The following is a 13,383-nucleotide window of genomic DNA, read 5'->3' as shown; positions in this document are numbered from 1 at the left end:
CATTGGCACAGCGGTGCCGCGGCGGGCGAAGGGACCTCCGTGCCACCGTCACGTGATCGGGCGTCGGCGTTCACAGCGATCGGACGAGCACGGTCGTGCCGGCCGGGACCGAGGTCGCCTCCGCCGGGATATCGATCAGTACCTCCGCCCATGCCATTCCGGCGATGAGGTGCGATCCCGGACCGGAGACGGCCTCGACGCCCGCGTCGGTCACCCGGCCACGCAGGAACTGCCGCCGCCCCGACGGCGATTTCACCGGTTCCAGCAGCGGCAATTCACGGGTGCAGACCTCGGGTAGTCCTGCAAGCCTGCGCAGGATCGGCCTGGCGAACACCTCGAAGGACACCATGGTGCTGACCGGATTGCCGGGGAAGCTCAGTACCGGAACGCCGTCGACGACGGTCAGGCCCTGTGGGCCGCCCGGCTGCACCGCTATCGAGCCGAATTGCCCGCCGAGCGGTTGCAGCACCTCCTTGACCACTTCGAAATCACCCTTGGACACGCCGCCGGAGGTGAACACGATATCGGCGGATTCCATTGCGGCAGTAAGCAATCGGCGGAAAGCTCCGGGGTCGTCGGTACTGTGCTCGACGGCGGTGACCAGCACGCCGTTCGCGGTCAGCGCCGCGGCGAGTGCGATGCCATTGGAGTTGTAGATCTGCCCCGGCTGCAGTGGTGTCCCGGCGGGGACGAGCTCGTCGCCGGTGGTCAGCACCGCCGCGCGGATGGGCCGTAATACCGGCACCGAAGGCAGACCGACGGCGGCAAGTGCCGCGATATGCCTGGGTGCGAGCCTGGTTCCGGCCGCAACCAGCAGCTCGCCGGTGCGCACGTCGGTGCCGGGCTCCCGCACGAATTCGCCTGCGCTGCGGCCGCGTTCGATGGTCACCGTCGCGCCGTCGGCGTGCACGTCCTCCACTGGAACCACGCAGTCCGCGCCGGGCGGAATCGGCGCACCCGTCATCACCTTCATCGCGGCACCGGGTGGCAACGGCGTCGCACCGGGATTGCCTGCCGCGACGACACCCGCGACCGGCAGTACCACCGGGGCGACCACGACGGACTCCGACCGCACCGCGTACCCGTCCATCGCGGAGTTGCGGAAGACCGGCAGGTCGACCGGCGAGTGGACATCCGCGGCCAACTGCCTGCCCAGCGCCGCGGGCACCGGGGCGGATTCGCCCGTGCGCGCCGCCAGCGGTCGCAGCAGCTGTTCGATGGCGTCCCGGTAGTCGTCGACGGACCGGACCTGGGACGTGGCGGGCCGAGAGGTCATGCGGTCAGCCTAATCGCCGACCCCTTCGAGTTCTCTTGTCGCTTCGCACGAACGCTCACGCGCTGATCTCGGTGTTTGTGAGGTCGAGTTGGTGTGGTCCGGCCCTAGGCGACGCTGGTAGAGCGGTCATAATAGAGAGGTGACGTTGGTCCAGATGGGGATTCCCGCCGTGCGGTCTGGGCGGCCCTCGCTCGATGGACGCCCCGACACGCCGTTCCTGGTGGACCGATTCGGTCGTACCGCCCGCGATCTGCGGGTGTCTATCACCGAGAAATGTTCACTGCGCTGCACATATTGCATGCCCGAGGAGGGGCTGCCCGCGATTCCGCACGAGGAGTTGCTGACCGTCGAGGAGATCGTGCGGCTGGTCGCGCTGGCCGTGCGGGAACTCGGGGTGCGCGAGGTGCGCTTCACCGGCGGCGAGCCGCTGTTGCGGCGCGACCTCGAACGGATCATCGCCGGTTGTCATGAACGCTTACCCGGGACCCCGCTGGCCATGACGACCAACGGTGTCGGTCTCGCCCATCGCGCGCGCGGTCTGGCGGCGGCCGGGCTGAGTCGGGTGAATGTTTCGCTGGATACCGTCGACCGGCTCGGCTTCGCCAAGCTGACTCGCCGCGACCGCCTCGAGTCGGTCTTCGCAGGCATTCGCGCGGCACGGGACGCGGGCCTGGCACCGATGAAGGTGAACGCTGTTCTGATGCGCGAAACCCTGCCCGGTGCGGCCGATCTGCTGCGCTGGTGTCTGGACGAGGAATGTGAGCTGCGCTTCATCGAGGAGATGCCGCTCGACGCCGACCACGAGTGGGCGCGCGCCAATATGGTGACCGCCGCCGAACTCCTCGATGTGCTCGGCGCCCGCTTCGACCTCACCGCGGCAGGCCGGTCGGACCCGTCGGCTCCCGCCGAAACCTGGCTGGTCGACGGCGGCCCCGCGACGGTCGGCATCATCGCCACCGTCACCCGCAAGTTCTGCGACACCTGTGACCGCACCCGCCTCACCGCCGACGGCATGCTCCGTTCCTGCCTGTTCAGCGACCAGGAATTCGATCTGCGTGAGGCATTGCGCTCCGGCGCCGACGACAGCGAGATCGCCACCATCTGGCGCGGCGCCATGTGGAACAAATGGGCAGGCCACGGCATCGACGCCGCCGACTTCGTCCCTCCGGAACGCACGATGGGAGCCATCGGTGGTTGAGATCCGCTATTTCGCCGCAATCGCCGACGCCGTCGGCAAAGACAAAGAAACCCTCGACTTCCCCGCTGACGCAACCATCGCGGACCTGCGCACCACCCTGGCCGAGTCCTACGGCCCCAACCTGGACAAAATGCTCGCCGTCTGCGCTTACCTGATAGGCGACGAACTAACCCGCGACCCCTCCACCCCCCTCACCCCTCGCGTGGATGTCCTCCCCCCGTTCGCGGGCGGCTGAAACCCCGCCCCCACTCGCACCCCAGCCCGTCCCCATCCACGTCATCCCCGCCACAACATTCACAGCTCACGCGAGCGCAGTGATATGGCGGGTCCACCCCGAACCAATCGCCATTCGACTACCTCGTCACCGAAAATGCTTGGAACGCAACCACAGCCAGTCTTCACGTTGGAAGCTGTTGCCTGTCTGCCCAGACTTCCGGCGTGCGGACTGGCTGTGGTTGCGTTCTCGGACCTTCTCGACCCGGCATCCCATCGGCCATTCCCCGATTTCGATGGCGGCCGCGCCCGTGTCGGAGCCGCAGCATGCGGTGTCGTTGTCAGCGCCACCAGGTGTCGAGGGGGGTGACCGGGACGGTGCGCTTGTGGTGGGTGTTGCGGAAGATCGTTTCCAGTTTGGCGGCGACCTCGGGGGTGACGTCTTTGCCTTCGAGGTAGTCGTCGATCTCGGTGTAGCGCAGGCCGAGCGCTTCCTCGTCGGGGAGGGCGGGGCGGTCGTCTTCCAGGTCGGCCGTGGGGACCTTGGACCAGATGCCGGCGGGTGCGCCGAGCTCTTGGAGGAGAGCGGCGCCCTGGCGTTTGGTCAAGCCGGTGAGTGGGGTGATGTCCACGCCGCCGTCGCCGTATTTGGTGAAGAAGCCGGTGACCGCTTCCGCCGCGTGGTCGGTGCCGACGACAAGCAGGTTCTGCTGGCCCGCGATGGCGTACTGGATGACCATGCGTTCGCGCGCCTTGATGTTGCCGCGGACGAAATCGCGCAGGTCGGGCACACCGAGACTGCGCGCGGTCTCGGCGGCGACCGCATTCGCGCCGGGCCGGACATTGACCGCCACCGAGCGGTCGGGCTGTACGAACTTCATCGAGATCCTGGCGTCGGCCTCGTCGGCCTGTACACCGTAGGGCAGCCGCACCGCGACGAAAGTGGCCTCGATGCCGTCGGCGCGCAGCTCCTCGGCGGCCAGCTGACACAGCCGCCCGGCCAGCGCGCTGTCCTGGCCGCCACTGATGCCGAGCACGAAACCTGTTGCGGGGGTGACACGCAAGTAGTCCTTGAGGAAATCGATGCGGCGGCGCACCTCGATCTTCGGTTCGATGCTCGGTTGGACGCCTAGTTCAGCGATGATCTGTTCACGCAAGGACTGCATGGCAACTCACTGTACTGGCGATTGCGGTGCGACAACACGCCGAACGAGCGCTGCCCAGTTGTCGCCGATCTGTTCGCGCGAGTAGCCGAGGGCGTGCATCTGGTGCATCACCAATGCCGCGCTGAGCGCACCGAGCAGCGCGTCGGCGAGCAATGGGATGTCGCCGGTGACCTCGGCCTGCCGCAGCAGCATCGACACGTGAGCCTTGAGCAACAGGTAGGGCGGTCCGGAGAACCGTTCGCCGGTCTCGGCCGCGCGATACAGCTCGCCCTCGACCTCGATGTCGAGTAGTCGAGCCCGGCCGAAGGCGATCAACCGGTCCTGCGGTGGTGCGCCGGGCCCGAGGGGCGGGGGCCCGTACATGAATCCCTGCTGATACTTGACCTCGGAATGGTCGAGCAGGGCCGTCATGAGCCCCGCCCGGTTGCCGAACCGACGGAAAACGGTGCCCTTTCCGACGCCCGCCCGTTTGGCGAGCGCGTCCATGGTGAGGCTGTCCACCCCTTGTTCGCGCACCAGTTCTTGTGCCGCGTCCAGCAGTAGTCGCCGGTTACGGGCGGCATCGGCGCGTTCGGTCGGCTCGAGCGTGCCGAGCAGGGGCGCGCCGACGCCGAGCAGCGGACGCTCGGGCATCGACCCGCCCGGCGGGTGTGTGCTGTAGCTCACAAAACCCTCATCGTCTCCAAAGGAATGAAATCGGACCGTGGTCCGGTTAGTGTCTCATGAAAGCCCGGACACCAACATTCAGTACACCAGGAGTCGTCATGAGTCAGACCCGGATCCTTACTCTGGTCGGCAGCCTTCGTGCCGCATCCATCAATCGGCAGCTCGCCGAAGCTGCGGTGCAGACCGCGCCCGAGGGTGTCGAGGTCGCCATCTACGAGGGCCTCGCCGACATCCCCTTCTACAACGAAGATCTCGATGTTCCCGGTTCGGTGCCCGCCGCTGCCCAGGCGTTGCGTGACGCGGTCGCCGCATCCGACGGCCTGCTGCTGGTGACGCCCGAGTACAACGGCACGCTGTCGGCCGTGTTGAAGAACGCGATCGACTGGGCTTCCCGTCCGTACGGCGCGGGTGCGCTGAAGGATCGGCCGGTGGCCGTGGTGAGCGGATCGATCAGCCCGAACGCGGGGCAGCGGGCGCACGGTGACGCGGTCAAGGCGCTCGGCGTCGCGGGCGCCAAGGTCGTGGAATCCGCACACCTGCACTTCGGCACCTTCGGCCAGCGGTTCGGCGATGCGCACCCGCGCGAAGATGCCGAGGCGCTGACCCAGCTGGCCGGCACGGTGCGCGAGCTCGTCGTCGCCGCACGCGGTGTGCTGGTTTCCGCCTGAGCTGCGGTAAGTCCGCAAGCTTCCCGAAAGGCCACCCTCCACTCGGTGGGGGGTGGCCTTTCGGTGTGTAAAGAAATGTTTGCTGAAAGAGAGCTACGGTGCAAAATTGTGATCTGCGCCACGGTCGTGTCGGGTTGCGAATCGAGTGTCCTGGTACTTACCGCGTAGGAATTTCATCAATGTGGTTCGCAACATGTCGTGTTGTATGAATCTGTCGGCCACTAGGTGTAGTGTCTTTCGTACTGGAGAACGGCGCGAGGCCCGAGGCGAAAAGCATCGGTGCGAACCGGCTGAGCAGGGCTTTCGAGATCGGATCCAGGAGTTTGCGCAGCGTACGTCGGATCATGCACTGCATACGGATCACAGGCTGTGGATCAGGCATAGGAGAGAGGGACACCATTGACCATCACCGTGTACACCAAGCCCGCTTGCGTCCAGTGCAACGCGACCTACAAGGCCCTCGACAAGGTCGGGGTCGACTACGAGGTCATCGACATCTCCGAGAACGACGAGGCGCGTGACTACGTCATGGCCCTCGGCTACCTGCAGGCGCCGGTCGTCGTTGCCGGTGAGGATCACTGGTCGGGCTTCCGGCCGGATCGCATCAAGTCGCTCGCCACTGTCGCGGCCTGACGCTACCGATCGTTTTCCGTTCATCCGAATGATGGAAGAAGGGAGTCGGCCATGTCCGAAGGGACAGCGCTCGTCTACTTCTCCAGCGCTTCGGAGAACACACATCGTTTCGTCGAGAAGCTGGGTATCCCGGCAACTCGTATACCACTGCACACCGCCGATTCGCTGCGCGTAGACGAACCCTACGTGCTGATCGTCCCCACCTATGGGGGCGGTCGGCACGTACTGGGGGGAAACAGATCCGACAAGGATTTCGTGCCTCGGCAAGTCGCCAAGTTCCTCAACGATCCGCACAACCGCGCCCTGCTGCGCGGTGTCGTCGCGGCGGGAAACACGAACTTCGGCGATACGTACTGCTATGCGGGAGAGGTGATCTCACGCAAGTGCGGGGTGCCGTACCTGTATCGCTTCGAACTCATGGGAACCGCTGAGGACGTCGAGCGCGTCCGCGAGGGATTGGGATTGTTTTGGCAACAGCAACGACAGCACCGGCCGGAAAAACAGCTCGCTTAGAGCAGCCCCCGGTACGGGGCACTGAAGCCGGCGAGGTCATGGACTACCACGCCCTCAACGCGATGCTGAACTTGTACGGCCCGAACGGCGAGATCCAGTTCGACAAGGACCGCGAGGCCGCACACCAGTACTTCCTGCAGCATGTCAACCAGAACACCGTCTTCTTCCACAACCTGGACGAGAAGCTGGACTACCTGGTCGAGGAGAACTACTACGAGGCAGAGGTTCTCGACCAGTACAGCCGCCCGTTCATCAAGTCGCTGTTCCAGCAGGCCTACGCCAAGAAGTTCCGGTTCCCGACCTTCCTCGGCGCGTTCAAGTACTACACCTCGTACACGCTGAAGACCTTCGACGGCAAGCGCTACCTGGAGCGGTTCGAGGACCGCGTCTGTATGGTCGCGCTCACCCTCGCCGCCGGTGACGAGGTGCTCGCGGGCAAGCTGGTCGACGAGATCATCGACGGCCGCTTCCAACCCGCCACCCCGACCTTTCTCAACTCGGGCAAGAAGCAGCGCGGCGAGCCGGTGTCCTGCTTCCTGCTGCGCATCGAGGACAACATGGAGTCCATCGGGCGCTCCATCAACTCCGCGCTGCAGCTGTCCAAGCGTGGCGGCGGTGTCGCCTTGCTGCTGAGCAATATTCGCGAGCACGGCGCGCCGATCAAGAAGATCGAGAACCAGAGTTCGGGTGTCATCCCGATCATGAAGCTGCTCGAGGACTCCTTCTCCTACGCCAACCAACTCGGTGCGCGTCAGGGTGCGGGCGCGGTGTACCTGCACGCGCATCACCCCGACATCTACCGGTTCCTGGACACCAAGCGCGAGAACGCGGACGAGAAGATCCGCATCAAGACCCTCTCGCTCGGTGTGGTGATTCCGGACATCACCTTCGAGCTGGCGAAGAAGAACGAGGATATGTACCTCTTCTCGCCGTACGACGTGGAGCGCATCTACGGCAAACCGTTCGCCGATATCGATGTCACCGAGAAGTATTACGAGATGGTCGACGACAAGCGGATCCGCAAGTCGAAGATCAAGGCGCGCGAGTTCTTCCAGACCATCGCCGAGCTGCAGTTCGAATCCGGTTACCCCTACATCATGTTCGAGGACACGGTGAACAGGGCCAACCCGATCGCGGGCAAGATCACCCACTCGAACCTGTGCTCGGAGATCCTGCAGGTCTCCACGCCGTCGGTGTTCAACGACGACCTGTCCTACGCCGTGGTGGGCAAGGACATTTCGTGCAACCTCGGGTCGCTGAACATCGCCAAGACGATGGACTCACCCGACTTCGCACAGACCATCGAGACCTCGATCCGGGCGCTGACCGCGGTGTCGGATCAGACGCACATCTATTCGGTGCCCTCGATCGAGCAGGGCAACAACCAGTCCCACGCCATCGGCCTAGGCCAGATGAACCTGCACGGGTACCTGGCTCGCGAGCGGGTTCACTACGGTTCCGACGAGGGCATCGACTTCACCAACATCTACTTCTACACCGTGGTCTACCACGCGATTCGGGCGTCGAACCTGATCGCCAAGGAGCGCGGGACCTACTTCGGCGGGTTCCCCGAATCCAAGTACGCGTCGGGCGAGTACTTCGACAAGTACACCGATCAGGTGTGGGGGCCGAAAACCGAACGCGTGGCACAGATCTTCGCCGACGCGGGCGTGCACATCCCGACCCAGGACGATTGGCGTGAGCTGAAGTCCTCGGTCATGGAGCACGGCATCTACAACCAGAATCTGCAGGCGGTCCCGCCGACCGGCTCGATTTCCTACATCAACCACTCGACCAGCTCCATCCACCCGGTGGCTTCGAAGATCGAGATCCGCAAGGAAGGCAAGATCGGCCGCGTCTACTACCCGGCGCCCTATCTCGACAACGACAACCTCGAATATTACGACGACGCTTACGAGATCGGCTACGAGAAGATCATCGACACCTACGCCGCGGCCACCCAGCACGTGGACCAGGGCCTGTCGCTGACGCTCTTCTTCAAGGACACCGCAACCACCCGTGACCTCAACCGCGCCCAGATCTATGCCTGGCGCAAGGGCATCAAAACCCTCTACTACATCCGCCTGCGCCAAATGGCCCTGGAGGGAACCGAAGTAGAGGGCTGCGTTTCCTGCATGCTGTAGTCGCGCTGCCGAAAGGGTGGTCTCCATGGGAGACCGCCCTTTTGCGTTCTTCGGGTCGGCCGTCGCTTCGCGTTCGAATCCCCTGTCTCGTGGTTAGAGTGGTCGCACTACGGTGAGTGCGGGGCGACTGGAGGGGCAGTGATGAGTGACGTTGTGCTGGTGATCAATTCCGAGCGGCGTCGAGATCCTGAGTGGCTGGACCAACTGGCCGACGAGCTACAGGAGGATCTGCGCCAGATCAGGGGACTGGCCGTTCGAAAGGCGACCACGTCCGCCGCAACGGGCGCGAAGTCCGGTGCGCTGGAGCAGATCGGCCAGCTCGTTGCCTCCGGCGGGGCGATCGGAACCACGGCGTGGGCAGTCCGGGACATAGTCATCAAGTTCCTCGATCGGACCAGGGCGACGTCGGTCACCGTCAAACGCGGTGACCGGGAGGTCACTATCCTTCGACCGAAGGACGGCCAGGTCGACGAGATCGTCGATCGGATCCGCGCCGTGCTCGACGATGAATAGTCCGACCGGTCGGAGGTTGGCGCTGTTCATCGCCAACGACACCTACCATTTCGAGGGTCTGCCTCGGCTGTACGCGCCGGTCTCCGATGCCGAACAGCTGCGAGAGTTGCTGCGGGACCCCGAAATCGGCGGCTTCCGGCCGACCGAAATACTGACCAACGAATCCAAGGCCGAGATCGAACGCAGTATCGAGCGACTGTTCCGCGGTGCGGAGCCGGAGGATGTTGTCCTGCTCTACTTCTCCGGCCACGGTCTGCGGACCAGACAGAACCTGTATCTGGCGACCAGCAACACCGACCCGCAGTTGTTGAGCAGCACCGCGGTGTCCTCGACATTCATTCGAGAACTGATCAGGGAGTCTGCCGCCGCGGCGAAGATCATTCTGCTGGACTGCTGCTACAGCGGCGCGTTCCTCGGCGCGGACGTGGTCAAGTCCGCACCCAATATCGACGACGTCGGCCGGGAACTCGCCGCGGGCGACGGTATCTGCGTGCTGACCGCCTCCAGCGCCGTCGAGACGGCCGAGGACGGGCACACCGGCTCGGATAAGTCCGCGCCGCTTTCGGTGTTCACTTCGGCCCTGGTGAAGGGTATCGGCACCGGACTTGCCGACAACGGTAGCGGGCTGATCGGCACGCACGACTTGTGGACCTATGTCAGCGCCGATGTGCGCAGCCGGACGAGTAGACAGACCCCGAACCACTACGGCGTCTTCAAGGACGAGGTCTACGTCGCCCGGGTCCGGCGGAAGTACTCCGCCGTTCTCGAGGTAGGCGACCGAGTGCAGCTCGGTGCTCTGCTCGGTCGGCTCGAACGCGATCCGGCCACCGGCCTGCGCGCGGAGAACTGGTGGGGGACAGGAAGACTCAAGGTGCCGATCGGTCAGGAGCGGCGTGCGGACGGCGCTCCAGGCGAGACGGTGTGGCTGGACCTGGCCGGCGCAGACGGCAACCTTCTCGTCGTCGGCCGCGCGGGCTCGGGAAAGAGCACGCTGCTGCGCACGCTTGCCGGATCGCTTGCCCTGACCCACACCTCGAACGAGGCGCAGATCTACGTGCTGGAGTCGAGTAACCGCCTTGGCTCGATGAGCGCGCTGCCGCACGTCGCGGGTGTGGCGGGCGACGATGAACCCGAGCAGGTGCGGATGCTGCTGGAAACGATCACCGGCGCCATCCGCAGTCGCAAGAAGCTATACCGGGACAACAGCATCGATTCCCCGGCCAGCTTGCGCGCCGCGCGGTCGCTGCTGACCGAGGGGCCGGTCGCCGATGTGTTCCTGCTGATCGATCGGTGGGGCGACTTCCGCCAGCACATACCGGAATTCGACACCACGATCCGGCAGGTGGCCAGCGCTGGCCCGGAGTACGGCGTGCACGTGGTCGCGACGGTCCGCGATTGGAGTGAAGCCCCGGACTGGCTGGGCGATCTGCTGCCCGCACATGTCGAACTGCGGTTGCACCGCCCGGCCCAGTCGCGGATCAACCCCGAGCGTGCCGCGCGGCTGCCCGACGGTCCCGGCTGGGCGCTCTACGGCCAGCGGCCATTTCGCATTGCCATGCCGGATCTGCGTGAACTGCAACCCGATTCGGTAGGCATGTCGGATATGACCGATGGCGCGGCCGAGTTGGTGAGTCGAGTGGTCGGCGCGTGGCCGACTCCGGCCGGTGCGTCCGGTCCGCAGCGTTCGCCGCTGGACGGTGAGGTCGACTTCGCCGCACTCTTCGGCATCGGCCAGGACGACCGGATCGTTCTCGATGAGGCGTGGGGGTCCCGGACCGGTCGCGACCGGCTCAGAATTCCCATCGGGGTCACGCACACCGGTGAAACCGTGCAGCTGGATCTCAAGCAGTCCGCTGAAAACGGCATGGGACCACACGGTTTGGTGGTCGGCGCCGTCGGATCGGGCAAGTCGACGCTGCTGAAGAATATCGTCGCCGGACTCGCGGTGCGCCACTCACCGGATGTCGTCAACTTCCTGCTGATTTCATTCAAGGGCGCGGAGACGTTCGATGGCTTGGCAGACCTGCCACATGTTTCGGCGTTGGTCGACGATCTCGAAGCAGATCTCTCGCTGGTCGATCGGCTCGGCGAAGCGATCACCGGCGAGGTACAACGCCGACAGCAGCTGATCCGGTCGGCGGGAAACTCCAACAATATCGACGAGTACGAACGAGCACGGGCGACGGGCTCACCGTCTGACCCGGTGCCGCAGGATCCGTTGCCCGCTCTGGTCATCATTGTCGACGAGGTCGCCGAACTCCTTTTGCAGAAGTCGGGATTCGGCGATGCCCTCGGTATGGTTGCCCGACTGGGCCGGATGTTGGGGATGCATCTGCTGCTGGCGACCCAACGTCTGGACGGGTATCGGCTCGGTGCGATCGAGAACCAGCTGTCCTATCGGATCGCCTTGCGCACCTTCTCGGCCAATGAATCCCGTTCCGTGCTGGGCACACTGGATGCGTACCAATTGCCGAGCACGCCGGGGCTCGGCTATCTGAAATACGATTCTTCCGACCCCGTCCGCTTCAAGGCGCCGTATGTGGCGCGGCCGGAACGTGATGTACACGGTGCAAGCATCGGTGCGAACGTACAGCGTACGTTGCTCGATGCTCTGGTCGAATACTTGCGCACGAGAGCGCCACGTGCGCACCAGGTATGGCTGCCGCCGTTGACAGTACCGGCGACGATCGGCACGTTGGTGCGGAACTCCGGCGTTCCGCACGGCCGACTTCGCGTGCCGGTCGCCGTCATCGACGATCCGTTCGCCCAGCGACAGGACGTGCTGACGTTGTCCTTGGACGGCGAGCACGGCAATGTCGCGGTGTTCGGCGGCCAGGGGGCCGGCAAGTCGACCGCGCTGGCGGCCGTTGTCATCGCGACGGCCGCGACGCATACCCCCGAGCAGGTCCAGTTCTATGTGCTCGATTTCGGTGGTGGGTTGTTCGCCGGTCTCGCGGGCATACCACATGTGGGATCCGTCGCGAGCCGGACGGACGCGGATCGAGTACGGCGCACGATAGCGGAGCTGACCGCATTGCTGCATCGGCGTGAGGAGTTCTTCGCCGCACACAACATCGAGTCGATGGTCGAGTTCCGTAGTCGCAGAGCCGATGTCGACGCGCTGCCGCTCGGACATCAGGCCGCCTACCCGATTCTGCGGGAACCGTTCGGGGACGTGTTCCTGGTGATCGATGGCTGGCGAGAACTGCTCCAGCAGTTCGAGGCATTAGAACCCGAGTTGAATCTCCTTGCTGTTCGTGGCCTCCAATACGGCATTCACGTGATCCTGTCGGCCGCCAGGTGGGTGGACATCCGCCCGGCTGTCAAGGAGCGAATCGGTATGGAGGTGGAGTTACGGCTCAGCGACTCGAACGATTCCGGTATCAGCAGGCGCGCGGCCGCGCTCGTGCCGCACGTGCCCGGGCGCGCGCTGATTCGAGGGCCCGCTGGAGCTCAGCACATTCTGATGGCGCTGCCACGCCTCGGCTCGAGTACGGACGTCCAGACATTGTCTCTCGGTATCGGTTCGGCAGGCCGGAAACTCAGCGACGCCTATCCCGGCCGACGCGCACCGGAAATTCGGATGCTTCCGGCGCGAATCGATCGATCCGAGGTGCTGGCGGCTGCCGACGCACTGGGGATCGAACAGAGTGGGAGCCGCGTCGTCGTCGGCGTGCGGGAGTCCGACCTCCAGCCGCTGGTGCTGGACTTCCAGAACCAACCGCTGTTGTTGATCTTCGCCGACGCCGGAGCGGGCAAGACGACACTCCTGCGGAACATCGTCGCCGGGATAACCGAACGGGCCACCGCAGGACAGGTGCGCATTGTCCTCATCGACCCGCGGCGAACGATGCTGGATGCCGTCGACACCGAATTCCGGTCCGGGTACTCGAATTCGTCTCTGGAAGTGGCCGACACGGCGGCTCAGCTCGCCGATGTCATTGATCGCCGGCTGCCGGGGCCGGGGGTGACGGCACAGCAACTTCGTGAGCGCAGCTGGTGGACCGGTCCCGAAATATTCGTTGTCGTCGACGACTACGACATCGTGGTGACCAGTTCCGCGAATCCGCTGACGCCGCTGGTCGATGTGCTCGCGCAGGCCGGCGACTGTGGTGTCCGTGTGATCGTGGCTCGGCGCACGGCAGGCGCCAGCCGGGCAATGTATGACCCGGTGCTCAGCCGAATGCGCGAGCTCGGCGCGGACGCGTTGCTCATGAGCGGGTCCAGAGACGAGGGCAAATTGATCGGTGACGTTCGCCCCTCCCCGATGCCGCCCGGCCGCGGCACGTTCATCACTCGGACCCGTGAGCCGGAGCTGGTCCAGATCTGCGAACCGCCCCGAGAGTGACGGCAAGAGAAGGGATGGTCTCCGCGTTGGAGACCATCCCTCCGA

General features: G+C 64.9%; 11 protein-coding genes. 8 read left to right on the top strand and 3 right to left on the bottom strand.

Going from position 1 to position 13,383, the window contains the following annotated elements; translation table 11 throughout:
• Nucleotides 1–70 precede the first annotated feature (70 nt).
• A complete protein-coding gene (locus OHQ90_RS33830) occupies nucleotides 71–1,276 on the bottom strand; it encodes a molybdopterin molybdotransferase MoeA (RefSeq protein WP_328404519.1) in 1,206 nt (401 codons plus the stop codon).
• A 139-nt stretch (nucleotides 1,277–1,415) separates the two neighbouring features.
• On the opposite strand from OHQ90_RS33830, the gene moaA reads away from it, so the two are divergent.
• Entirely contained in the window at nucleotides 1,416–2,474 is a 1,059-nt protein-coding gene (gene moaA, locus OHQ90_RS33825; RefSeq protein WP_328404517.1) for a GTP 3',8-cyclase MoaA, read from the top strand.
• Nucleotides 2,467–2,709: a MoaD/ThiS family protein gene (locus OHQ90_RS33820; RefSeq protein WP_328404515.1), complete on the top strand. Its 243-nt coding sequence runs from the start codon at nucleotides 2,467–2,469 to the stop codon at nucleotides 2,707–2,709. The genes moaA and OHQ90_RS33820 overlap by 8 nt, the downstream gene beginning before the upstream one ends.
• Nucleotides 2,710–3,028: 319 nt before the next feature.
• Here OHQ90_RS33820 and nadE read toward each other — a convergent pair whose 3' ends face one another.
• Together nadE and OHQ90_RS33810 are read right to left on the bottom strand one after the other, a co-directional pair.
• On the bottom strand, nucleotides 3,029–3,853 hold the full coding sequence (gene nadE, locus OHQ90_RS33815) for an ammonia-dependent NAD(+) synthetase (RefSeq protein ID WP_328404513.1): 825 nt from the start codon (nucleotides 3,851–3,853) through the stop codon (nucleotides 3,029–3,031).
• Nucleotides 3,854–3,859: 6 nt separating this feature from the next.
• A complete protein-coding gene (locus OHQ90_RS33810) occupies nucleotides 3,860–4,486 on the bottom strand; it encodes a TetR/AcrR family transcriptional regulator (protein WP_328413297.1) in 627 nt (208 codons plus the stop codon).
• A 131-nt stretch (nucleotides 4,487–4,617) separates the two neighbouring features.
• On the opposite strand from OHQ90_RS33810, the gene OHQ90_RS33805 reads away from it, so the two are divergent.
• The 6 genes from OHQ90_RS33805 to eccCb all read left to right on the top strand — a co-directional run bounded on the left by OHQ90_RS33805 (nucleotide 4,618) and on the right by eccCb (nucleotide 13,338).
• A complete protein-coding gene (locus tag OHQ90_RS33805; RefSeq protein WP_328404511.1) occupies nucleotides 4,618–5,187 on the top strand; it encodes an NAD(P)H-dependent oxidoreductase in 570 nt (189 codons plus the stop codon).
• 399 nt (nucleotides 5,188–5,586) lie between these two features.
• Nucleotides 5,587–5,820, top strand: a complete 234-nt coding sequence (nrdH, locus tag OHQ90_RS33800) for a glutaredoxin-like protein NrdH (protein ID WP_328404509.1) — start codon at nucleotides 5,587–5,589, stop codon at nucleotides 5,818–5,820.
• A gap of 51 nt (nucleotides 5,821–5,871) precedes the next feature.
• Nucleotides 5,872–6,333, top strand: coding sequence for a class Ib ribonucleoside-diphosphate reductase assembly flavoprotein NrdI (gene nrdI, locus OHQ90_RS33795; protein WP_328404507.1), 462 nt, complete (start codon nucleotides 5,872–5,874; stop codon nucleotides 6,331–6,333).
• 38 nt (nucleotides 6,334–6,371) lie between these two features.
• Nucleotides 6,372–8,477: a class 1b ribonucleoside-diphosphate reductase subunit alpha gene (gene nrdE, locus OHQ90_RS33790; protein WP_328404505.1), complete on the top strand. Its 2,106-nt coding sequence runs from the start codon at nucleotides 6,372–6,374 to the stop codon at nucleotides 8,475–8,477.
• A gap of 141 nt (nucleotides 8,478–8,618) precedes the next feature.
• Complete coding sequence (locus OHQ90_RS33785; RefSeq protein WP_328404503.1) at nucleotides 8,619–8,990, top strand: hypothetical protein; 372 nt, start codon at nucleotides 8,619–8,621, stop codon at nucleotides 8,988–8,990.
• A complete protein-coding gene (gene eccCb / locus OHQ90_RS33780; protein WP_328404501.1) occupies nucleotides 8,983–13,338 on the top strand; it encodes a type VII secretion protein EccCb in 4,356 nt (1,451 codons plus the stop codon). Before OHQ90_RS33785 ends, eccCb begins: the two co-directional genes overlap by 8 nt.
• The last annotated feature ends 45 nt before the right edge of the window (nucleotides 13,339–13,383 follow it).

This window comes from Nocardia sp. NBC_00403 (genome assembly GCF_036046055.1).
Lineage (GTDB): Bacteria > Actinomycetota > Actinomycetes > Mycobacteriales > Mycobacteriaceae > Nocardia.
Note: the sequence above shows the minus strand (reverse complement) of the source record. Positions and strands in the feature narration are given on the sequence as shown.

Excerpts from the sequence above, each read along its gene's own strand:
- OHQ90_RS33785 (WP_328404503.1), top strand. The coding sequence starts at position 8,619 with ATGAGTGACGTTGTGCTGGTGATCAATTCCGAGCGGCGTCGAGATCCT.
- eccCb (WP_328404501.1), top strand. The coding sequence starts at position 8,983 with ATGAATAGTCCGACCGGTCGGAGGTTGGCGCTGTTCATCGCCAACGAC.
- nadE (WP_328404513.1), bottom strand. The coding sequence starts at position 3,853 with ATGCAGTCCTTGCGTGAACAGATCATCGCTGAACTAGGCGTCCAACCG.
- nrdE (WP_328404505.1), top strand. The coding sequence starts at position 6,372 with ATGGACTACCACGCCCTCAACGCGATGCTGAACTTGTACGGCCCGAAC.
- OHQ90_RS33805 (WP_328404511.1), top strand. The coding sequence starts at position 4,618 with ATGAGTCAGACCCGGATCCTTACTCTGGTCGGCAGCCTTCGTGCCGCA.
- OHQ90_RS33810 (WP_328413297.1), bottom strand. The coding sequence starts at position 4,486 with ATGCCCGAGCGTCCGCTGCTCGGCGTCGGCGCGCCCCTGCTCGGCACG.
- nrdI (WP_328404507.1), top strand. The coding sequence starts at position 5,872 with ATGTCCGAAGGGACAGCGCTCGTCTACTTCTCCAGCGCTTCGGAGAAC.
- OHQ90_RS33830 (WP_328404519.1), bottom strand. The coding sequence starts at position 1,276 with ATGACCTCTCGGCCCGCCACGTCCCAGGTCCGGTCCGTCGACGACTAC.